Source organism: Enterobacter sp. NFIX59 (assembly GCF_900113755.1).
In the GTDB taxonomy this organism is placed as follows: Bacteria; Pseudomonadota; Gammaproteobacteria; order Enterobacterales; family Enterobacteriaceae; genus Enterobacter; species Enterobacter pseudoroggenkampii.
The window spans coordinates 107817-129943 of the sequence record NZ_FOQN01000008.1; the positions used below are offsets into that span (position 1 = coordinate 107817).

Genomic DNA, 22127 nt, shown 5'->3' on the forward strand with positions numbered 1-22127 from the left:
AGGATGAGGGAGCAGGCTCTGCGACCGCGGCTGGGGGGCTGAGGCAAAATTCGTGAAGCCGCCTGCAAAATTCGGTGGGTTTTTATGTGCGCCAGCACTCATAACTTAAATTTATGCAACGGAGATCACACAAACGGGGGGTGGGGCGTAGGGGTTGGGAGGATGGAAAGAGGATGTCAAATAAGGAGACTGAGACACGTTGAACCACTGAAGTCATACCACGAGACATCACCAAAAAGGATGGCAGCTATGAATATCAAGACTGGCGCACGCGTTTTCGCATTGTCCGCCCTCGCAGCAATGATGATTTCCGCACCGGCGCTCGCCAAAATTGAAGAAGGCAAACTGGTTATCTGGATTAACGGCGACAAGGGCTATAACGGCCTGGCCGAAGTGGGCAAAAAATTCGAGAAAGATACCGGCATCAAAGTGACCGTAGAGCACCCGGACAAACTGGAAGAGAAATTCCCGCAGGTTGCGGCAACCGGCGATGGCCCGGACATCATCTTCTGGGCGCATGACCGTTTCGGGGGTTACGCGCAGTCTGGCCTGCTGGCTGAAGTGACGCCAGACAAAGCCTTCCAGGACAAACTGTTCCCGTTCACCTGGGACGCCGTTCGCTATAACGGCAAGCTGATCGCTTACCCAATCGCGGTTGAAGCCCTGTCTCTGATTTACAACAAAGACCTGGTCCCTAACCCGCCGAAAACCTGGGAAGAGATCCCGAAACTGGATAAAGAGCTGAAGGCGAAAGGTAAATCCGCCCTGATGTTCAACCTGCAAGAGCCGTACTTCACCTGGCCGCTGATTGCTGCCGACGGCGGTTACGCGTTCAAGTTTGAAAACGGCAAATATGACGTGAAAGACGTGGGCGTGGACAACGCGGGCGCGAAAGCGGGTCTGACCTTCCTGGTGGATCTGATCAAGAACAAACACATGAACGCGGATACCGATTACTCCATCGCGGAAGCGGCGTTCAACAAAGGCGAAACCGCGATGACCATCAACGGTCCGTGGGCCTGGACCAACATCGATAAGAGCAAAATCAACTACGGCGTGACGCTGCTGCCAACCTTCAAAGGCAAGCCGTCTAAACCGTTCGTTGGCGTGCTGAGCGCAGGCATCAACGCTGCCAGCCCGAACAAAGAGCTGGCGAAAGAGTTCCTGGAAAACTACCTGCTGACCGATCAGGGTCTGGATGAAGTGAACAAGGACAAACCGCTGGGCGCCGTCGCGCTGAAATCCTTCCAGGATCATCTGGCGAAAGACCCACGTATCGCGGCCACCATGGATAACGCCCAGAAAGGCGAAATCATGCCGAACATCCCACAGATGGCCGCATTCTGGTACGCCACCCGTACCGCGGTTATCAACGCTGCAAGCGGTCGTCAGACTGTCGATGCCGCGCTGAAAGATGCTCAGGGTCGTATTACTAAGTAAGCAGAAAAACGGCGGGTGGCGCGTGCGCTTACCCGCTCTACGACTACGGCACGATCCGTAGGTCAGGTAAGCGCAGCGCCACCTGACGATAAGATTCCACCGTTGTAGAGGAAGAACCCCATGGATGTCATTAAAAAGAAACGCTGGTGGCAAAGCGACGCGCTGAAGTGGTCAGCGATCGGTCTGCTGTGCCTGCTGGTGGGTTACCTTGTTGTTTTAATGTACGTACAAGGGGAATATCTGTTCGCCATCATGACGCTGATTTTAAGCTCTGCTGGCCTGTATATTTTCGCTAATCGTAAAGCCTATGCCTGGCGCTATGTCTACCCGGGCGTGGCCGGGATGGGGCTGTTTGTCCTGTTCCCGCTGATTTGTACCATCGCCATTGCGTTCACCAACTACAGCAGCACCAACCAGCTTGCGCAGGAACGCGCCCAGCAAGTCCTGCTGGATCGCTCATATCAGGCAGGCAAGACCTTTAACTTCGGCCTGTATCCTGCCGGAAACGAGTGGAAGTTAGCGCTTACTGACGAAGCAAGCAGCAAATACTATGTCTCCGACGCGTTCAAATTTGGCGGCGAGCAGAAGCTGGCCTTAAAAGAGGTACAGGCCCTGCCTGAAGGTGAACGTGCCAACCTGCGCATCATTACCCAGAACCGTCAGGCGCTGACCCAGCTTACCGCCGTACTGCCAGACGAAAGCAAAGTGACCATGAGCTCGCTGCGCCAGTTCTCCGGCACGCAGCCGCTCTATACTCTGGCGGATGACGGCACGCTGACCAATAACCAGAGCGGCGTAAAATATCGTCCAAACAACGACATTGGTTTCTATCAGTCCATTACTGCCGACGGCAAATGGGGTGATGACAAACTCAGCCCGGGCTATACCGTCACCATCGGCTGGGACAATTTTACCCGCGTGTTTACCGACGAAGGCATTCAGAAACCGTTCTTCGCCATCTTCGTCTGGACGGTGGTCTTCTCCGTACTGACCGTGATCCTGACCGTTGCCGTGGGCATGGTGCTGGCCTGTCTTGTCCAGTGGGAATCCCTGAAGGGCAAAGCGATTTACCGCGTGCTGCTGATTCTGCCGTATGCCGTGCCGTCGTTTATCTCGATTCTGATTTTCAAAGGGCTGTTTAACCAGAGCTTCGGTGAAATCAACATGATGCTGAGCGCGCTGTTTGGCATCAAACCGGCCTGGTTCAGCGACCCAACCACCGCCCGCTCGATGATCATCATCGTCAATACCTGGCTGGGCTATCCGTACATGATGATCCTGTGCATGGGGCTGCTGAAGGCCATCCCGGATGACCTGTACGAAGCTTCGGCGATGGACGGTGCGGGCCCGTTCCAGAACTTCTTTAAGATTACGCTGCCGCTGCTCATCAAGCCGCTCACCCCGCTGATGATTGCCAGCTTCGCCTTTAACTTTAACAACTTCGTGCTGATTCAGCTGTTGACCAACGGTGGTCCGGATCGCCTTGGCACCACGACGCCGGCAGGCTATACCGACCTGCTCGTGAGCTACACCTACCGTATCGCCTTCGAAGGCGGCGGCGGTCAGGACTTCGGTCTGGCGGCGGCGATTGCCACCCTGATCTTCCTGCTGGTAGGCGCACTGGCGATAGTGAACCTGAAAGCCACGCGTATGAAATTTGACTAAGGAGGGCATCGTTCATGGCAATGGTACAACCCAAATCTCAGAAGCTGCGCCTCCTGGCGACGCACTTAGGCCTGCTGATTTTCATCGCGGCGATCATGTTCCCGCTGCTGATGGTTATCGCCATCTCCCTGCGTTCGGGTAACTTCGCCACCGGGAGCCTGATCCCGGACGAAATCTCCTGGGAGCACTGGAAGCTCGCGCTGGGCTTCAGCGTGGAGCACGCGGATGGCCGCGTCACGCCGCCGCCGTTCCCGGTGCTGCTGTGGCTGTGGAACTCGGTGAAAATCGCAGGTATTACCGCGATCGGTATCGTGGCGCTGTCCACCACCTGCGCTTACGCCTTTGCTCGTATGCGTTTCCCGGGCAAAGCGACGCTGCTGAAAGGGATGCTGATTTTCCAGATGTTCCCGGCCGTGCTGTCGCTGGTGGCGTTGTATGCCCTGTTTGACCGTCTGGGCCAGTACGTACCGTTTATCGGTCTGAACACCCACGGCGGCGTGATCTTCGCCTACCTTGGCGGTATCGCACTGCATGTGTGGACCATTAAAGGCTATTTCGAAACCATCGACGGCTCGCTGGAAGAAGCGGCCGCGCTGGATGGGGCTACCCCGTGGCAGGCGTTCCGCCTGGTGCTGCTGCCGCTGTCGGTGCCTATCCTGGCGGTGGTGTTTATCCTGTCGTTTATCGCCGCCATCACCGAAGTACCGGTTGCCTCACTGTTACTGCGTGATGTGAACAGCTACACCCTGGCCGTGGGTATGCAGCAATACCTCAATCCGCAAAACTACCTGTGGGGTGACTTTGCCGCGGCGGCCGTACTTTCCGCCATCCCGATTACCGTGGTGTTCCTGCTGGCGCAGCGCTGGCTGGTCAACGGCCTGACGGCGGGCGGTGTGAAAGGTTAAGTTTCATTTTGTTATGCCACTGCAACCCTCAACTTTAGACGTATTGTATTGACCCAACTTGTGACTGTTGTTAGGCGGCCTCCGGGCCGCCATTTTTTTATTCTCGCTTCAGCCGCTTCGAGTTACACAGCCAGAGGGTGATCACCAGCAGCAGGATCGCCGCCGAGTAGATCAGCACGTCGAGCGGGGATTTATGATCGACGATGATCAGCCGCACAATCGCGGTGATCCCAATGTAGACAAAATAACGCAGCGGGAAGTGAAAGCCGGACTGAAAATACTTCACAATCAGGGCGATAAATTCAAAGTAGAGAAAGTAGACCACCAGGCCTTCCACCAGCGCATATTTGCTGGTTTGTTCAGGGGCAAACAGTACATCCGCCAGATGCACCGTCTCTTTACCCAAAAAGACGACCAGTATCAGGCCAAGGCTCAACAGACCGAGGTTCAGCACGGTCTGGAGGATAGTTGAGATAAACTCAACGCGCGGGCGAGTCAGGGATGTCATACAGCACCTCATTCTCCAGGGCGAGGTTTCTGTATAACGCAAAAATGTGACGGAGATCTATATTTTTTAATTATGTTTTATGTAGGGAGGTAACCGATGGATCGTAAACCAACCGGGGTTCGCAACGTGACGTGCGGCGACAATGTGACCGTATATGAACCCACTAATCTTTACGACTGTGTACTGGGCAACGGCGTATTCGTCGGCCCGTTTGTTGAAATCCAGGGCAATACGCGCGTCGGTGACGACAGCAAAATTCAGTCGCACACCTTCATCTGTGAGTATGTGACCATTGGTAAGCGTTGCTTTGTTGGCCATGGCGTGATGTTTGCCAACGATATGTTTCGTGAGGGGAAACCGAACGCCGACCGGGCCAGCTGGGGCCATATTACTATCGGAAATGATGTGTCGATTGGCAGCGGTGCCACCATTCTGGCGGTCTCCATTTGCGACGGAGCGGTGATTGGGGCGGGAAGCGTGGTGACAAAATCGATCGTCGAGAAAGGTGTCTATGCCGGGAACCCGGCAAGGCTGCTGCGCCGCTTGTAGTTCGCCCGGTGGCGCTGCGCTTACCGAGCCTACAAAAACCGTAGGCCGGGCAAACGCAGTGCCGCCCGGCGTGAAGCATCAGCGGAAGTTAATGTTCTTGTCGCTGGTCATGTCGTACAGCTGGAACTTACGTCCAAGCTGCTGACCACCGTCGCGCGTCAGCGGTGTCCAGCCGATGGCCGCACGGCTGCGGGTTGGGCCTGACGAGAACAGATCCAGCGGAATCGACACGTAAACCCCTTTGGTGAAGTCCCCTTCCCCATATTCGTCCGGCGAGACGTTGGTGATGGTGGCGTAGCCGCCCACCACGACGCCGCTGTCGAAGTGTTTGGAGATGTCCAGCGTGCCGCCCTTATCGCCCGCCAGGTACTGGCCGACGCTGGCTTTCACCAGCACGTCAGGTGCGAACGACGGCGTCCAGTAGGCGGTCAGGTGACCGGTTTTGACGCTGTAGTCGGTGAACTTCATCATGTCCTGGGCGCTGCGCCAGTCACGCTGCTTGACGTAGTTGGCATCAACCCCGAACGCCCAGTTGCTGTCGACAGGACGATAAAGCACTTCCGCCCCCGCGCCGCCGTACATGGTTTCCAGATACCCGCCGTACACCTGGCCGTAGAAGCCGTTGCCGAAGTACTGGAAATAGTTGGCCTGCAGGTTATTCACGTAGGCATCGTTCTGCACGTACTCACGCACGCGGGTACGCACGCGCGGCAGCTGTGAGTCTTTTGGCGGGTTGGTATAGTTGAACTTGTCGTAGTTGTTAGCGATGTTGCCGAACAGGCTGCCGGTGGTCAGCAGGTGGTCGGTAAGCCACAGATCCGCCGTCGCCATGACGCCCAGCTGATACATGTAGAAGTTTTCCGGCCCGCCGACGGACTGGTTCAGCACCGGATCGATATGGAAATCGAAGCGCGACTTGTCGATATACCAGCCCTGCTCGGTGGTCTCCGGCACGATCGGCTCTACGCGTTTTTGCACCAGCTCGGTTTCATGCCCGAGCGGTTCGCCTTCCAGGTGGCGCTTAAGGCTGGCAACGTCCGTTTCCGTCGTCACCTGCGGCAGGTTGAGACGATTCTCCGTCACGCGGATCGTGCGGATCCCGTCCGGGAGATCGTTCATAACGATCCGGTTGGCGCGTTCGATCCCTTCGCGCGAGTCGCGGTATTTCACCTGCTCGCCGGTGACGTACAGCGTATCGCCTTTCACCTGAATTTTCGGATCCGCCAGACCGGCATTGTATTTCAGCAGCGTCAGCTGGTTTGCCACCACGGAGTGCTGCAGAATCGCATCCTGCGGCTCCGGCTGGTATGCAGGCCGCGCGTTATCATTGTAGTGCGGCCGCATGTCGTTAAAGTTGGTGCGCAGCGTGAAGCCAAACATCACCGTATTGCCGCGCTCGTAGCTGAGGTTAACGTCGGCCCAGTCGGTGACGCGATAAATGGCGCCGACGTTAAACTTGCTCTTCTGCTCAATCTTCCCGGCGAAGTCCTGCGAGTAGTCATTCCCCTCGTACTCCAGCTTCAGGCGTAATGGCTGCCAGGGTGTTTGATACTCTACACCGCCAAACAGCGACGCCGGGCCGTGGAACATCTGGTCCCCGTTGATGGAGCCCGCTTTCTGATAGCTGTTATCGCGGTAGCAGTATTTATCGCTGTAGGAGCAAAACGGGTTTTTCACGTTGCCGCTGGTGCCCAGATAACCCCATCCCATACCGAGTGAGAAGTCGAACGGCCCCCAGGCCTTGCTGGCCACGATGTATTCCGCATCAAACAGACCGGTACCGCCGATATCTTTGGCACCCACAGAGACCTGCGGCATCCAGTAGCTCTCTTCCCACAGGCGCAGCTTGACGTCGAAGGCTTTATCTTTGTAGGTCTGATCGCCTGAGAACGCCTCGACGCTGCTGTATTGTTTCGTCCGCACGTCGGTATAGCGCAGCGTGGTTTCAAGCCACGGGAACAGCTGCACCGACGCCGAGTAGTAGCGATACTGGTCGTTATCACGGTAGTTAAGGCTAATTTCCCCTTCGCGCGCCATACGCGCGGTGGGCGTTTGCAGTAAACCGACGCCGCCGAAGTCTGACTGAGACGGGCCAATGGGTGCCGGATACGTTTCTGCATGGCAGGCGGCACTCACGCAGAGCGCCAGCATGCTGTAGAGATAAGTTCTTTTCATTATTCCGGTATCCGCTGAATCAGGGAGTGAAGGATATCGGCGTTAAGCCCGTCATACGCCTTCGTCCAGAAATGGTCGGCAAAACCGACAAAAATAATGCTGCCCGGCATGGGTTCGATATGCCGTTTATTCCAGTAAGCGACGGGAGCTTTTTGCGTGTGGCCGTCAGGGTAAACCACCCAGGCGTAGCTGTTATCCGCGCCGCTCAGCATGCTCTGCTCGTCGAGGTAGCTCGCCACGTCACGACCGGGCGTAAAGGGCTTATTACCCGGGCTGCTGATAAGCCCCATCACGGTCACCGTCGTCGGCTTCGCTGGCAGCCAGAGCGTATAGTCCCCTTCCAGGGTCGGGTTGCCGTTTTCCGTGACGCGCACGTCATCCGGATCAAGATTGACGTTCTGTCGGCCCGTCACCTTCAGCGCCTGCAGCTGCTGACGGACGCTGTTAATGGCCGCCGCGTCGTCGCCATCTTCCTGCTCCGCGAGTCCCGTCAGCCTCGCAAGGAGCGCCTTGTGCTGTTGTTCCGCTTCAGCGGTCTTCTGCCGTTCAGCGATGACCGCGCCCGGCCACCAGCTGTTGGCAAGCCTTGGCTGTCCGACGAGATCGAGCAGATGCTCGGCGTGGGTTAAGGTTTTGGGTTTTTCACTGTCCGGCGTGTAGACCTTTACCGTCCCGGCGGACCATGCCAGCGGCGCGGCAAAACTGGCGATAAGCGCAACGTGAATGAGCGTTTTCATGATTTCGCCGCCTTGATCAGGGTGGTTTTGACCGGGAAGAATCCGGCACCGAGATACTGTAAGGACTGACGGATCTGCCCTTCCTCGTCGATCCAGAAGCGGTTGTGCCAGGTGGCCTGGTCGGTGGTGACCTCTTCATCCAGCACGCGAACCTGCGTTTCGTCGCTGCCGACTTTCACGCTGTCCGTGCCGTCCCAGCGGAAGGTCGAGCGTGCCGTGGCGTAACGCACCTGCTTGTGTTCGGTCCAGCCCATCGTGCGCGTCCAGCCTGCGCCGTCGGCGATCTGGTTCGGCTTGATCAGCGGGTCGTCGGCGATATTATTCACCTCCAGCAGGTTATCGCCGCCCAGCAGGGTTTTCACGATACGGCCATGCTGCGTCACGATGGTAGCCTGATCCTGCGTCACCCATTTCTGCTGCCCGTTTTCATCGAAAGCGAGCACCACAAACAGTTGCGGGCCATCGTTAAGCTGCATGTACTGACTGGCATAGGGCATGTTCTGAAGTTCGTCATCGGTCAGATGCACGCCCGGTGTGCCGAACAGGCTTTCCCACAGTGAGTTTCCCAGCCCTTTAGTGGTGGCCGAGCACGCCTGCAGCAGCAGGCAAATCAGAATGATTGCAGGTCGCTTCACGACTCTTCTCCGAAGGGGCGAAATAACCACACCGAAGTGTGGTTATGATTAAAACACCCGCTATTACTGGGTGCTGGTTGTCGTGGTGGTCGTGGTTCCGGTGTTGGAGCCATCACCGCCACCGGTTGCCGCCAGCGCGACACCCACGGCTGAACTTACGGTGCTGGCGCTGGCTGCGGTAGAACTTCCCGCAGACGCAGACGTCGCAGCCGACCCTGCCGCTTCCCCGACCTGAACCGGAGCTGCATAGACAGATGTCGCCGCAAGCGCAGATATGGCAAAAATGCCATACAGTACTTTCTTCATAACAATTTCCCTTCAATGAATGAATGGAGATTTGCCCGAAAAGAATTTCAGGCGGAATCGAGTATACACAACTACTGCCGTGGGTTTGCCGTAAGGGGAAATAGGGAGAGGGTTTTCGGACTAATGGTTAAAATGGAAATGAAAGACAAATGGCACAAATATATAATTTATAAAAATCAATAAGTTATAATATAAATATATTAATTGGCTACTGCGTATTTTCTTAAAATAAACCGCAGCAATTAGCGGGTTAACCGTCTTTTTCGGATTAAACTCAGATCCAGAATTTGAGTTAACTAACAGACATCAGGAATTATCCGATAAAAAAATGCCGGCATTTCGCCGGCACGTTTTCATGACGTTTTAATTACGCCCGCCATGCTTTATAACGGTTGATCAAACCATTTGTTGAGCTGTCATGGCTGGCAACTGCTTTATCGTCACCCAGCTCTGGCAGAATACGGTTTGCCAGCTGTTTGCCCAGCTCAACGCCCCACTGGTCAAAGGTGAAGATGTTCAGGATCGCGCCCTGCGTGAAGATTTTGTGCTCGTACAGGGCAATCAGCGCACCCAGGCTGAACGGCGTGATTTCGCGCAGCAGGATGGAGTTGGTTGGACGGTTGCCTTCGAACACCTTGAACGGCACCACGTGGTCCAGCGTGGCCGGGTCTTTACCCTGGTCACGGTATTCCTGCTCAACCACCTCGCGGGATTTACCGAACGCCAGCGCTTCGGTCTGCGCGAAGAAGTTAGACAGCAGCTTCGGATGGTGGTCGGACAGCGGGTTATGGGTAATAGCCGGCGCGATGAAATCGCACGGTACCATTTTGGTGCCCTGGTGAATCAGCTGGTAGAAGGCATGCTGACCGTTGGTGCCCGGCTCGCCCCAGATGATTGGGCCAGTCTGGTAGTCCACTGCGTTGCCGTTACGGTCAACGTATTTACCGTTGGATTCCATGTTGCCCTGCTGGAAGTAGGCCGCAAAGCGGTGCATATACTGGTCGTACGGCAGGATCGCTTCGGTTTCAGCCCCGAAGAAGTTGTTGTACCAGATACCGATCAGCGCCAGCAGCACCGGCAGGTTTTTCTCTGGTGCGGTAGTGGAGAAGTGTTTATCCATCGCGTGCGCGCCGGAGAGCAGCTCAACGAAGTTGTCGAAGCCTACGGACAGGATGATGGACAGACCAATCGCAGACCACAGGGAGTAGCGTCCGCCAACCCAGTCCCAGAACTCGAACATGTTCGCGGTGTCAATGCCGAACTCGCTGACGGCTTTACCGTTGGTAGACAGCGCCGCGAAGTGTTTCGCCACGTGCTTGTTATCGCCAGCCGTTTTCAGGAACCAGTCGCGCGCGCTGTGGGCGTTGGTCATGGTTTCCTGGGTGGTAAAGGTTTTAGACGCAACCAGGAACAGGGTAGTTTCCGGGTTCACGTTCTTCAGCACTTCGGCGATGTGGGTACCATCGACGTTAGACACAAAGTGCATATTGAGGTGGTTTTTGTACGGACGCAGCGCTTCGGTCACCATGAACGGACCGAGGTCAGAACCGCCGATACCGATGTTTACCACGTCGGTGATCGCTTTGCCGGTGTAGCCTTTCCAGTTGCCGGAGATGATCGCTTCGGAGAAGGTTTTCATCTTTTCCAGCACCGCGTTCACTTCCGGCATGACGTCTTTGCCGTCAACGATGATTGGCGTATTGCTACGGTTACGCAGGGCCACGTGCAATACGGCACGGTCTTCGGTGCGGTTGATCTTCTCACCGGAGAACATGGATTTGATGGCGTCGGCCAGCTCAGTCTCTTTCGCCAGATCCTGCAGTTTAGCCAGCGTCTCTTCGGTAATGCGGTTTTTGGAGAAATCCACCAGCATCAGATCGTCGAAGGTCGCGGAGAACTTGTTGAAACGATCGGCATCTTTCGCGAACAGATCCGCGATGGTGACGTCTTTCATTTCATCAAAATGTTTCTGGAGTGCCTGCCAGGCAGCGGTCTGCGTTGGGTTGATGTTTTTCATTAGCAATACTCTTCTGATTTGAGAATTGTGACTGCGGTCGATTGTAGCGCCTGCAAATAAAAATTGTGATGGTTTTTATGCCATTGCCCTGGCCTGCATCAAACGCAGGTGAAAAGACCCGAAAAGTATAGCTGCTGAAACGCCCCCCCGGGGCGGCGAAATGTCGGTCAAAATGTCCTAAAACGGAGCATAAAATCTGGCTCTGTTATAAGTCCTGTTTCTCAGGGGTACCCCCCCATAAAAAATCCGCATAATCCCAGCATTGACAGGACCTCCCCCGCATTTTATTTATAGGGCCGTATTTTGCGCCTGCACCTGTTTTCGTTTCACTCTTGTGCCAAGGTCGCTTATTCATTCCCTGACACGAGGTTGTTATGACGAGTTTTGTGGTCGCCAAATTTGGCGGCACCAGTGTGGCCGATTACGATGCCATGAACCGCAGCGCCGATGTGGTGCTGGCCGATCCGAATACCCGCCTGGTGGTGCTGTCTGCATCTGCCGGCGTGACGAACCTGCTGGTTTCTCTGTCTGAAGGACTGGAAGCGACAGAACGTTTCGTGAAGCTGGATGCACTGCGCAAAATTCAGTTCGACATTCTTGAGCGTTTGCAGAACCCGAACGTGATCCGCGAGGAAGTGGAACGTCTGCTGGAAAACATCACCACCCTGGCAGAAGCCGCTTCGCTGGCCACCTCCACCGCCCTGACCGACGAGCTGGTTAGCCACGGCGAGCTGATGTCCACCCTGCTGTTTGTTGAGATCATGCGCGAGCGTAACATTCAGGCGCAGTGGTTTGACGTGCGTAAAGTGATGCGTACCAGCGACCGCTTTGGCCGTGCCGAGCCGGACGTTGAAGCACTGGCCGAACTGACCAATCAGCAGCTGGCCCCGCGTCTGGCAGACGGTATCGTGATCACCCAGGGCTTTATCGGCAGCGAAGCGAAAGGCCGCACCACCACGCTTGGCCGTGGCGGCAGCGACTACACCGCCGCGCTGCTGGGCGAAGCCCTGCATGCCACGCGCGTGGATATCTGGACTGACGTTCCGGGCATTTACACCACCGATCCGCGCGTCGTTTCTGCGGCGAAACGTATTGACGTTATCGCCTTTGAAGAAGCGGCGGAAATGGCCACCTTCGGTGCGAAAGTTCTGCATCCGGCAACCCTTTTGCCAGCCGTACGTAGCGATATTCCGGTCTTCGTCGGCTCCAGTAAAGATCCGAAAGCGGGCGGGACGCTGGTCTGCAAGAAAACGGAAAACCCACCGCTGTTCCGCGCCCTGGCCCTGCGCCGTCGCCAGACGCTGGTCACCCTGCACAGCCACAATATGCTGCACTCCCGCGGTTTCCTGGCGGAAGTGTTTGGCATTCTGGCACGCCACAACATCTCCGTGGATCTGATCACCACCTCTGAAGTGAGCATTGCGCTGACGCTGGACACCACCGGTTCTACCTCAACCGGCGACACCCTGCTGACGCAGTCGCTGCTGATTGAGCTGTCCGAGCTGTGCCGCGTGGAAGTAGAAGAAGACCTGGCGCTGGTTGCCATCATTGGCAACAAGCTGTCGCGCGCCTGCGGCGTGGGCAAAGAGGTGTTTGGCGTGCTCGACCCGTTCAGCATCCGCATGATCTGCTACGGCGCGTCCAGCTATAACCTCTGCTTCCTGGTGCCTGCCGATCAGGCCGAGCAGGTCGTGCAGAAACTTCATCAGAATTTGTTTGAATAAAATTCGTTAGCACGATAAACAATACCTATAAGCCGGGCACAGACCCGGCTTTTTTATAACTAAACAACACGACAATACTGCAAGGAATCCACTATGTTATCCGCTATTACGCGGCTGTTCCCGTTATGGGCGCTGCTGCTCTCCGTACTCGCGTATTACACGCCCACCACGTTCACCGGTATTGGTCCGTGGGTCACCACGTTGCTGATGCTGATCATGTTCGGTATGGGCGTGCATCTGAAAGTCGACGACTTCAAACGCGTGCTGTCTCGCCCTGCGCCCGTCGCGGCAGGAATATTTCTGCACTACCTGGTGATGCCGCTCGCGGCGTGGCTGCTGGCGATGGCCTTTAAGATGCCGCCCGACCTTTCCGCCGGGATGGTGCTGGTGGGCAGCGTGGCCAGCGGCACGGCGTCCAACGTCATGATCTATCTGGCGAAAGGTGACGTGGCGCTCTCCGTCACTATCTCGTCCGTCTCTACGCTGGTGGGCGTGATTGCCACGCCGCTGTTAACCCGCCTGTACGTGGATGCGCATATTCAGGTGGACGTGATGGGCATGCTGCTGAGCATTCTGCAAATCGTGGTGATCCCGATTGCGCTGGGGCTGGTCATTCACCATCTTTTCCCGCGCGTGGTGAAGGCCGTTGAGCCATACCTGCCCGCATTTTCGATGGTCTGTATTCTGGCCATCATCAGCGCCGTGGTGGCGGGCTCCGCCTCGCACATTGCTTCCGTAGGCTTTGTGGTGATCGTCGCGGTGGTGCTGCATAACACCATTGGTCTGCTGGGCGGCTACTGGGGCGGGAAACTGTTTGGCTTCGACGAATCGACCTGCCGCACGCTGGCTATTGAGGTAGGGATGCAGAACTCCGGCCTGGCGGCGGCGCTTGGTAAAATTTACTTCTCCCCGCTGGCGGCCCTGCCTGGCGCGCTGTTCTCCGTCTGGCACAACCTCTCCGGCTCGCTGCTGGCGGGCTACTGGTCCGGCAAACCGATTGATGAACAAACAAAAAAAGATGCGGTGAAGCAGGGTTAATTTACGCTGCTTGCTTTACACTGAAGCCTCTCTCTCAGGAGGCTTCAGCAATGGCTACACCACGTTTGACCCAGAAAGACATGACCGAAGCCGAGCAGCGCGAACTGAAAACGCTTCTCGACCGCGCCCGTATCGCACATGGCCGCACGCTGACGAACGCCGAAACCAATCAGGTGAAAAAAGAGTACATCGATAAGCTGATGGCGCAGCGTGACGCCGCGGCGAAAAAAGCCCGCAAGCTGAAAAAAGAGCAGGCTTATAAACCGGATGCAGAGGCGACCTTTTCCTGGTCGGCCACAACGTCTACCCGTGGAAGGCGCTAATCAGCGCCCTTTCTTTTTGCGCCCCGGCTGGGTAAAGCGTTTTCCGTTACCCGGCTTGCCGCGCCCTTTCTCTTCCGCCTGCGGCGCCTTCACCACCGGACGCTTAATCGCCTGGGTTTTCGGTTTGGCTTTGGCCTTCGGCTTCGCTTCGGACGAGGAATTCTCGATAAGCTTGAACAGCTCGATCAGTTCGTCATCCGTTAAGTCGCGCCATTCGCCCAGCGGAATGCCGGACAGGCTGACGTTCATGATGCGCGTGCGCTCAAGCTTCGTCACTTCATAACCGAAATGTTCGCACATGCGGCGGATCTGGCGGTTTAAGCCCTGCACCAGGGTAATACGGAACGCGAACGGCGCTTCTTTCTTCACCTTACACTTTTTCGTAACGGTACCGAGGATCGGCACACCGGCGCCCATACCGCGAATAAAGTCGTCCGTGACCGGCTTATTTACCGTCACAATGTACTCTTTCTCGTGATCGTTACCGGCACGCAGGATCTTGTTGACCAGATCGCCGTGGTTGGTGAGGAAAATCAGCCCCTGAGAGTCTTTATCCAGACGGCCAATCGGGAAGATACGGCTGCTGTGGTTCACGAAATCAACGATGTTGTCCCGCTCACCGTCTTCCGTGGTGCTGACAATCCCAACCGGTTTGTTCAACGCGATAAACACCAGGTCTTCAGCATCACGCGGTTCGATGACCTGACCATTCACTTTAACCACATCGCCAGGCACCACCTGATCGCCGATGGTGGCGCGTTTGCCGTTAAGAAACACGTTACCTTGTTCAATGTAACGGTCAGCCTCGCGACGTGAGCAGATCCCGCTCTCGCTAATGTATTTGTTTAATCGGGTTGATTGAGTTGGCAGCATAGTTTCTCCTGTGAAGGGCGAAATATACCTTACCTTGCGGCTGACAAAAAAGTGTTAGTAACCGTTGATCAAAAAATCGAGTGCATCCCGCAATGAAGCACGGTTTTGCGTAAGATCGGCGACACGCTCGCCTAACTCTTTTGGCGATATGCCTGCCATCATGTGCATCATTACCACACAGGGTTTACCCGCTATCTCAACGACAGGGCACACTTTCGCAGGTGGCTGAATGCCTCCCAGATGGCTAAGTTCAACTGCGGGGGCGACCAGAACATGCTTCATCACATTAGCCACGGGATGCTGCATATTGATTAGCCAGGGATAGGCAGTTTTCCCCTTACCTTCATTCTCATAAGCAAAATATTGCTCCATCAGAACGACCTCTGAAAGTCACTAAAGGAGCCGTTTTCATCAACCCATTGGTTAATGGCCTCGATAGAAGCTTTATTTTCTGCTAACCACTCTGCACGCTGATGCGCACGAAACTGCTCCTGCAGTGCAGCCGTGAGCACGGCAGAGAGATTAAGTTTAAGCCGTCGCGCCTCTTCAAGGATTTCAGGTGCTAACGACACGTTGACTGATTTTTTAATGCCATGAGTAGTGCGCATGAAAACCCCCATCGGAATGCGCATGAATTGGCGAAGTGTAGCGTAATAAACGACCATTTCCTATTCCCTAAAAAACGTAAGGTCTGAAGGGTAAATGGCGCTTGATAAGGTGTCACGCCTCGCAACAAGGTTTTGCGAGGCGCTTTCAGAGATTAATACTCATCCCGCTCGTCGTCTTCATCCGGCTGTTCCATCACGCTGTACGCCACCGCGCAGAACAACGAGTTGAGACGCTTCATATCGCCCAGCAGTCCCAGGTGGAGTGAGCTGGTTTCGATACTCTGCACGTTCTGCTGGTGCAGACGCTCAACGTGGGCGTGCGAGTAGCGGCGGTTCAGAATACGGAAACGATGCTTGTTGCGGCGCAGGCGGCGCGCGCTCGGCACATCGCTGGAGAAGAATACCGACATCGCCAGCTTGAGGTTGCTGACAAGCTGTTCGTGCAGCGCTTCCAGCTCCTTCAGGCCTTCACCTGAAAACGCACGACGCGCGGCAAGGGATTTGTCGGCGATCTCGCTGCCCATGCGTTCAACGATATCCGAAGCCTGCTCAAGGTTAAGCGACATCTCGATAATTTCCGCCCAGCGGCGGGACTCCTCTTCCGCCAGCTCGTCCTGCGGCATGCGCGCCAGGTAAAGCTTGATGGCGGTATAGAGCACGTTGATATCGTCAGCTAACCTGCGCAGCTCTTTCTCTTCACGCGGCTCGCCGTGCATCACCTTTTGCAGACCTTCGAGCATGGTTTCCATCGCGTCGCCCATGCGCAGCGTCTCGCGCGCGGCATTCGCCAGCGCCAGCGCCGGGGTATCCAGCGCGGACGTATCCAGGTGCTTCGGTTTCAGGCGCGCATCCAGCTCCGGTTCGTCCTGAATGAGGCGTTCGCAGAAGCGGGCCATCGACCCGGCAAAAGGTACCATCGCCAGGCAGCGCACCAGGTTGTAGAACACGTGGAAATAGATCACCAGCTCCGCTTTCGGCAGCGGGAGGTTGTCCATCAGGTTCGCCAGCGGGTGGATAAAGGGCAGGATAATCAGGCTGCCCACCAGCTTAAACAGCAGGCTGCCGAGGGCCACACGGCGGGCGGCGGCGTTGGCCGCGCTGTTATTGAGCATCGCCAGCAGGCCCGAGCCGAGGTTGGCACCGATCACCAGGCACAGCGCGACCGGGAAGGAGATCGCCCCGGCCGCGGTGAGTGTGGCCGTCAGCAGCACGGCGGCCAGGCTGGAGTAGCTGACGATAGCAAACACCGCGCCAATCAGAGCATCCAGCATAATGTCCCCGGTCAGGGAGGCGAAGATGACCTGAACACCGTTGGCTTCGGTAATAGGCGTGACCGCCTGCACAATCAGCTCCAGCGCCAGCAGGATCAGCCCCAGGCCAATCCCTACGCGCCCGAGCTGACCGGCGCGGGTCTGTTTGCGGCCGAGGAAGAAGATCACGCCGAGAAAAATCAGCAGCGGCGACAGCCAGGAGAGATCGAAGGTCAGAACACGCGCCATCAACGCGGTGCCCACGTCCGCCCCCAGCACAATCACCAGCGCCGGGGCCAGCGCCACCAGATCCTGCGCCACAAAGGAGGTGACAAGCAGGGTCGTGGCGTTGCTGCTCTGAACCAGTGCCGTTACGCCAATACCCGCGCAGAAGGCGAGCGGCTTCTTCTCAACGCTGCTGCTGAGAACAGTACGTAAGCGCGCGCCAAAAACGCGCATCACGCCGGTACGGACGATATGGGTGCCCCATACGAGCAGTGCGACTGCAGAGAGCAGATGTAACAGGGTCAGCACGGAAGGTTTTCCTCCTTATCGTTATTCGTTTTCCATAGGTTCAGTATAAGGGTTTAAGCGTAAGAAAGAGACAAGGCACCATTGAGGTGCCCTGTTTGTTGTAAGGAAAAGTGATTTTAGTCGGCGTCGTAGCCGAGATTAGGGGCCAGCCAGCGCTCCACTTCTGATACGCTCATCCCTTTGCGCAAGGCGTAATCTTCGATCTGATCCCGCTGCAGCTGCGCCACGGCGAAGTACTTGCTGTCCGGATGGCTGAAGTACCAGCCTGAGACTGACGCGCCCGGCCACATGGCGAACGACTCGGTGAGCTTCATACCTGTATGCGCTTCGACGTCCAGCAGTTTCCAGATGGTGCCTTTCTCGGTGTGTTCCGGGCAGGCCGGGTATCCCGGTGCCGGGCGAATGCCCTGGTAATTTTCGCGGATCAGATCCTCATTGCTGAGGTTTTCGTTCGCCGCGTAGCCCCAGTGCACCTTACGCACGCGCTCGTGGAGGTACTCTGCGAAGGCTTCCGCCAGACGGTCGGCAATCGCTTTCACCATGATTTTATTGTAATCATCGTGCTGCGCTTCGAACGCGTCCGCCAGCGCATCTTCTTCCAGACCGCCGGTTACCGCAAAGGCGCCAATATAGTCGGCTTTACCACTTAACTTAGGCGCGACGAAATCGGCCAGGCAGTAGTTGGCAAAGCCCACTTTCTCGGTTTGCTGGCGCAGATGGCGGCTGACTGCCAATACGTGGGTGCGGGTTTCATCGCGATAAATTTCAATGTCGTCACCCACGCGGTTCGCCGGGAACAGCCCCACCACGCCCCGTGGGTTGAGGGTTTTCTCTGCGCTCAGCGTGTCGAGCATGTCGTTGGCATCTTTAAACAGGCGCTTCGCCTCCTCGCCTACCACCTCATCCTCCAGGATGCGCGGATATTTACCCGCCAGCGACCAGGTCATAAAGAACGGCGTCCAGTCGATGTAGTTGCGCAGCGTCTCGATGCTGGCGCTGACCTCCTGAACGCCCAGACGATGCGCGACCGGCGGCGTATAGCTCGACCAGTCAAAGGCCAGATCGTTGTCGCGCGCCGCCTGGAGTGAAACAGGCGGGGTGCGCGGCTTCTTACGGCCGTGCTGGATGCGGACGGTTTCGTACTCTTTGCGGGTGCGCTCAACAAACTCGTCGCGCTGGGTGTCAGAGAGCAGCGCGGAGACCACGCCCACGGTGCGCGAGGCGTTCTGCACGTACACCGTCGGCCCGCTGTAGTTCTGCTCGATTTTCACCGCCGTGTGCGCTTTCGAGGTGGTCGCGCCGCCAATCAGCAGCGGAATGGTGAAGCCCTGACGCTCCATCTCCTTCGCCACGTTAACCATCTCGTCCAGCGACGGCGTAATCAGGCCGGAGAGGCCAATCAGGTCGGCGTTCACTTCGCGCGCGGTCTTGAGGATTTTATCCGCCGGGACCATCACGCCGAGGTCGATAATTTCGTAGTTATTGCACTGCAGCACCACGCCGACGATGTTCTTGCCGATGTCGTGCACGTCGCCCTTCACGGTGGCAATGACCATCTTGCCGTTGCTGGATCCTTTCTCTTTGCTGGCTTCGATGTAGGGCTCAAGATACGCCACCGCCTGCTTCATCACGCGGGCGGATTTCACCACCTGCGGCAGGAACATTTTGCCTTCGCCAAACAGATCGCCGACCACGTTCATGCCGTCCATCAGCGGGCCTTCAATGACCTCAATCGGGCGGGCTGCCTGCTGGCGCGCCTCTTCGGTGTCGAGCTCGATAAATTCGGTAATGCCTTTAACCAGCGAGTATTCCAGACGCTTTTTCACATCCCAGGAACGCCACTCGGCCTGCTGAACGTTTGCCGCCTCATCCGATTTGCTGCCGCGGTATTTCTCCGCCAGGTCCAGCATGCGCTCGGTGGCGTCGCCGCGGCGGTTAAGGATCACGTCCTCGACGGCATCGCGCAGCTCGGCAGGAAGGTCGTCGTAAATCGCCAGCTGTCCGGCGTTAACGATCCCCATGTCCATGCCGTTGCGGATGGCGTAGTAGAGGAACACGGCGTGGATCGCTTCACGCACCGGGTCGTTACCGCGGAATGAGAATGACACGTTCGATACGCCGCCGGAGATCAGCGCATGCGGCAGCTCGCGCTTGATGTCCTCGCACGCGCCGATAAAGTCCTGGGCATAGTTATTATGCTCTTCGATGCCGGTCGCCACGGCGAAGATGTTCGGGTCAAAGATGATGTCTTCCGGCGGGAAGCCCACCTCTTCGGTCAAAATCTTGTACGCGCGGCGGCAAATCTCGATTTTGCGCTCGCGGGTATCCGCCTGGCCCACTTCGTCAAAGGCCATGACCACCACGGCGGCACCGTAGCGGCGGACCATTTTCGCGTGGTGGATAAAGATATCAACGCCCTCTTTCATAGAGATAGAGTTGACGATGCCTTTACCCTGAATGCACTTCAGCCCTTTTTCGATGACTTCCCATTTGGAGGAGTCAATCATGATCGGCACGCGGGCGATGTCCGGCTCACCGGCGATCAGGTTGAGGAAACGCACCATCGCCGCTTCGGCGTCGAGCATCCCCTCATCCATGTTGATATCGATAATCTGCGCGCCGCTTTCCACCTGCTGGCGGGCGACGTCCAGCGCTTCGCTGTACTTCTCTTCTTTGATCAGGCGCTTAAACTTCGCGGAACCGGTGACGTTCGTACGCTCACCCACGTTCACAAACAGGCTGTCTTCGCCGATGGTCAACGGCTCGAGTCCGGAAAGGCGACAGGCAACCGGCAGCTCGGGCAGCCTGCGCGGCGGCAGTCCGGCGACGGCGTTGCTCATGGCCGCGATGTGCTCCGGCGTGGTGCCGCAACAGCCGCCGACAATGTTCAGGAAGCCAGACTCGGCCCACTCGCGGATTTGCGCCGCCATGGTGTCGGCATCGAGATCGTATTCACCGAACGCGTTCGGCAGACCGGCGTTCGGGTGGGCGGTGACGTAGCATTCCGCGATACGGGACAGCTCCTGCACGTACTGGCGCAGTTCATCCGGCCCCAGCGCGCAGTTAAGGCCAAAGGAGAGCGCTTCGGCGTGGCGCAGGGAGTTATAAAACGCTTCGGTTGTCTGGCCAGACAGGGTACGGCCAGAGGCATCGGTGATGGTGCCGGAAATCATGATCGGCAGGTCAACACCCAGCGCCTCAAACTCCTCTTTCACCGCATAAATTGCGGCTTTGGCGTTGAGGGTGTCGAAGACGGTTTCAATCAGGATCAGGTCGGAGCCGCCTTCCACCAGCGCTCTGGTCGATTCGCGGTAGGCGGCGACCAGCTGGTCAAAGGTGATGTTACGAAACGCCGGGTCGTTGACGTCCGGTGAAATCGACGCGGTGCGGTTCGTCGGGCCAAGCACCCCGGCAACGAAGCGCGGCTTGTCCGGCGTGCGGGCCGTCCACTCGTCGGCGCAGGCGCGCGCCAGCTTCGCGGCTTCCAGGTTGATTTCCGCCGACAGGGATTCCATCTGGTAATCCGCCATGGCGATTGTTGTCGAGTTGAAGGTGTTGGTTTCAACGATATCCGCACCCGCTTCGAAGTAGGCGTTGTGGATATCCTTAATCACGGACGGCTTGCTGAGCACCAGCAGGTCGTTGTTTCCTTTAAGGTCGCATGGCCAGTCGGCAAAGCGCTCGCCGCGGAAATCGTCTTCACTCAGACGATAGCTCTGGATCATGGTGCCCATGCCGCCGTCCAGCACCAGAATTCGTTCATTTAACTGCGCACGCAGTTGCTCTACTTTGCTGCTCACACTTGCTCCCGACAACGCTCAACAAGGCCAAAAGGCTGGGTTCCATACTGGCATAATCTCGCAGGGTGGAAAAGCCACTCAGGGGTAACATGAGACATGTTCACCATCACTCCTCCGATCAGTCAGGATAACGGTTGCAAATCCACCAAATAAAACGAAAATGATTTCCACGATACAGAAAAAGGAGATCGTCATGGTCGCGACCGTTCCCGCCAAACGCGGCAGAAAGCCTGCTGCCACCGCCGCCGCACAACAGGGCGGACAGGTTCAATCGCTCACGCGCGGTCTGAAGCTGCTGGAGTGGATAGCCGAGTCGCACAGCAGCGTGGCCCTGACGGAGCTGGCCCAGCAGGCTGGCCTGCCGAACTCCACAACGCACCGTCTGCTGACCACCATGCAGCAGCTGGGCTTTGTGCGTCAGGTGGGCGAGCTGGGGCACTGGGCGGTGGGCGCGCACGCGTTTATCGTCGGCAGCAGCTTCCTGCAGAGCCGCAACCTGCTGGCGATTGTGCACCCGATTCTGCGCAAGCTGATGGAGGAGTCCGGCGAGACGGTAAACCTGGCGGTACTGGACCAGAGCGATCATCAGGCGATTATCATCGACCAGGTGCAGTGCACGCAGCTGATGCGCATGTCCGCACCGATTGGCGGCAAGCTGCCGATGCACGCGTCCGGGGCGGGGAAAGCATTTCTCTCGCAGCTGAGCGAGGAGCAGGTAACGGGGCTGCTGCACCGTAAAGGGCTGCACGCCTACACCCACGCCACGCTGGTGTCGCCCGTGCATCTGAAAGAAGATCTGGCCCTGACCCGCAAGCGCGGCTATTCGTTTGATGATGAAGAACATGCCCTGGGCCTGCGCTGCCTCGCGGCCTGCATTTTCGACGAACACCGCGAGCCGTTTGCCGCCATCTCCATCTCCGGGCCGATTTCACGCATGACCGACGACCGCGTGACCGAGCTCGGTGCGCTGGTGATTAAGGCGGCGAAAGAGGTGACGCTGGCGTACGGTGGGATTCGTTAAAATTGAGTGTGACCTGATG

The 22127-nt window shown here is 57.0% G+C and carries 19 protein-coding genes; 8 read left to right on the forward strand and 11 right to left on the reverse strand.

Annotated features, from left to right (window positions below):
- Positions 1 to 249: 249 nt before the first annotated feature.
- The 3 genes from malE (at position 250) to malG (ending at position 4010) form a co-directional block, all read left to right on the forward strand.
- Entirely contained in the window at positions 250 to 1440 is a 1191-nt protein-coding gene (gene malE / locus BM007_RS20885; RefSeq protein ID WP_032645104.1) for a maltose/maltodextrin ABC transporter substrate-binding protein MalE, read from the forward strand.
- Between the two features lie 120 nt (positions 1441 to 1560).
- A complete protein-coding gene (malF, locus tag BM007_RS20890) occupies positions 1561 to 3105 on the forward strand; it encodes a maltose ABC transporter permease MalF (RefSeq protein WP_090420794.1) in 1545 nt (514 codons plus the stop codon).
- 14 nt (positions 3106 to 3119) lie between these two features.
- Complete coding sequence (gene malG / locus BM007_RS20895; RefSeq protein ID WP_023310002.1) at positions 3120 to 4010, forward strand: maltose ABC transporter permease MalG; 891 nt, start codon at positions 3120 to 3122, stop codon at positions 4008 to 4010.
- 97 nt (positions 4011 to 4107) lie between these two features.
- Here malG and psiE read toward each other — a convergent pair whose 3' ends face one another.
- The gene (gene psiE, locus BM007_RS20900) at positions 4108 to 4518 is read right to left on the reverse strand and encodes a phosphate-starvation-inducible protein PsiE (RefSeq protein WP_000202963.1); all 411 of its coding nucleotides are present in this window, start codon (positions 4516 to 4518) and stop codon (positions 4108 to 4110) included.
- Positions 4519 to 4614: 96 nt separating this feature from the next.
- On the opposite strand from psiE, the gene BM007_RS20905 reads away from it, so the two are divergent.
- The gene (locus tag BM007_RS20905) at positions 4615 to 5067 is read left to right on the forward strand and encodes an acyltransferase (protein WP_090420797.1); all 453 of its coding nucleotides are present in this window, start codon (positions 4615 to 4617) and stop codon (positions 5065 to 5067) included.
- 78 nt (positions 5068 to 5145) lie between these two features.
- On the opposite strand, the gene BM007_RS20910 is transcribed toward BM007_RS20905, so the two are convergent.
- From BM007_RS20910 to pgi, 5 genes are all read right to left on the reverse strand, one after another.
- The gene (locus BM007_RS20910; protein ID WP_024906678.1) at positions 5146 to 7242 is read right to left on the reverse strand and encodes a YjbH domain-containing protein; all 2097 of its coding nucleotides are present in this window, start codon (positions 7240 to 7242) and stop codon (positions 5146 to 5148) included.
- Complete coding sequence (locus tag BM007_RS20915) at positions 7242 to 7979, reverse strand: capsule biosynthesis GfcC family protein (RefSeq protein WP_090420800.1); 738 nt, start codon at positions 7977 to 7979, stop codon at positions 7242 to 7244. Before BM007_RS20915 ends, BM007_RS20910 begins: the two co-directional genes overlap by 1 nt.
- Positions 7976 to 8614 (reverse strand): YjbF family lipoprotein, encoded by a 639-nt coding sequence (locus BM007_RS20920; protein ID WP_024906676.1) that lies wholly within the window; start codon positions 8612 to 8614, stop codon positions 7976 to 7978. The genes BM007_RS20915 and BM007_RS20920 overlap by 4 nt, the downstream gene beginning before the upstream one ends.
- Before the next feature lie 63 nt (positions 8615 to 8677).
- Complete coding sequence (gene yjbE / locus BM007_RS20925; protein ID WP_008503423.1) at positions 8678 to 8920, reverse strand: exopolysaccharide production protein YjbE; 243 nt, start codon at positions 8918 to 8920, stop codon at positions 8678 to 8680.
- Between the two features lie 367 nt (positions 8921 to 9287).
- Complete coding sequence (pgi, locus tag BM007_RS20930) at positions 9288 to 10937, reverse strand: glucose-6-phosphate isomerase (protein ID WP_090420803.1); 1650 nt, start codon at positions 10935 to 10937, stop codon at positions 9288 to 9290.
- 374 nt (positions 10938 to 11311) lie between these two features.
- Between pgi and lysC the strand changes: the two genes are divergently transcribed.
- From lysC to BM007_RS20945, 3 genes are all read left to right on the forward strand, one after another.
- Positions 11312 to 12661, forward strand: coding sequence for a lysine-sensitive aspartokinase 3 (lysC, locus tag BM007_RS20935; RefSeq protein WP_023334126.1), 1350 nt, complete (start codon positions 11312 to 11314; stop codon positions 12659 to 12661).
- A gap of 93 nt (positions 12662 to 12754) precedes the next feature.
- Entirely contained in the window at positions 12755 to 13699 is a 945-nt protein-coding gene (gene panS / locus BM007_RS20940) for a ketopantoate/pantoate/pantothenate transporter PanS (RefSeq protein ID WP_048990573.1), read from the forward strand.
- 50 nt (positions 13700 to 13749) lie between these two features.
- Positions 13750 to 14022 (forward strand): YjbD family protein, encoded by a 273-nt coding sequence (locus BM007_RS20945; protein ID WP_023309994.1) that lies wholly within the window; start codon positions 13750 to 13752, stop codon positions 14020 to 14022.
- On the opposite strand, the gene rluF is transcribed toward BM007_RS20945, so the two are convergent.
- From rluF to metH, 5 genes are all read right to left on the reverse strand, one after another.
- Positions 14023 to 14895: a 23S rRNA pseudouridine(2604) synthase RluF gene (gene rluF / locus BM007_RS20950; protein ID WP_048990571.1), complete on the reverse strand. Its 873-nt coding sequence runs from the start codon at positions 14893 to 14895 to the stop codon at positions 14023 to 14025.
- 54 nt (positions 14896 to 14949) lie between these two features.
- The gene (locus BM007_RS20955; RefSeq protein WP_029740630.1) at positions 14950 to 15267 is read right to left on the reverse strand and encodes a CcdB family protein; all 318 of its coding nucleotides are present in this window, start codon (positions 15265 to 15267) and stop codon (positions 14950 to 14952) included.
- Entirely contained in the window at positions 15267 to 15560 is a 294-nt protein-coding gene (locus BM007_RS20960) for a type II toxin-antitoxin system CcdA family antitoxin (protein ID WP_048990569.1), read from the reverse strand. The genes BM007_RS20955 and BM007_RS20960 overlap by 1 nt, the downstream gene beginning before the upstream one ends.
- A gap of 95 nt (positions 15561 to 15655) precedes the next feature.
- Complete coding sequence (locus BM007_RS20965; protein ID WP_024906669.1) at positions 15656 to 17287, reverse strand: Na/Pi cotransporter family protein; 1632 nt, start codon at positions 17285 to 17287, stop codon at positions 15656 to 15658.
- Between the two features lie 116 nt (positions 17288 to 17403).
- A complete protein-coding gene (gene metH, locus BM007_RS20970) occupies positions 17404 to 21087 on the reverse strand; it encodes a methionine synthase (protein WP_090420806.1) in 3684 nt (1227 codons plus the stop codon).
- 193 nt (positions 21088 to 21280) lie between these two features.
- On the opposite strand from metH, the gene iclR reads away from it, so the two are divergent.
- A complete protein-coding gene (gene iclR / locus BM007_RS20975; RefSeq protein ID WP_139210932.1) occupies positions 21281 to 22108 on the forward strand; it encodes a glyoxylate bypass operon transcriptional repressor IclR in 828 nt (275 codons plus the stop codon).
- The last annotated feature ends 19 nt before the right edge of the window (positions 22109 to 22127 follow it).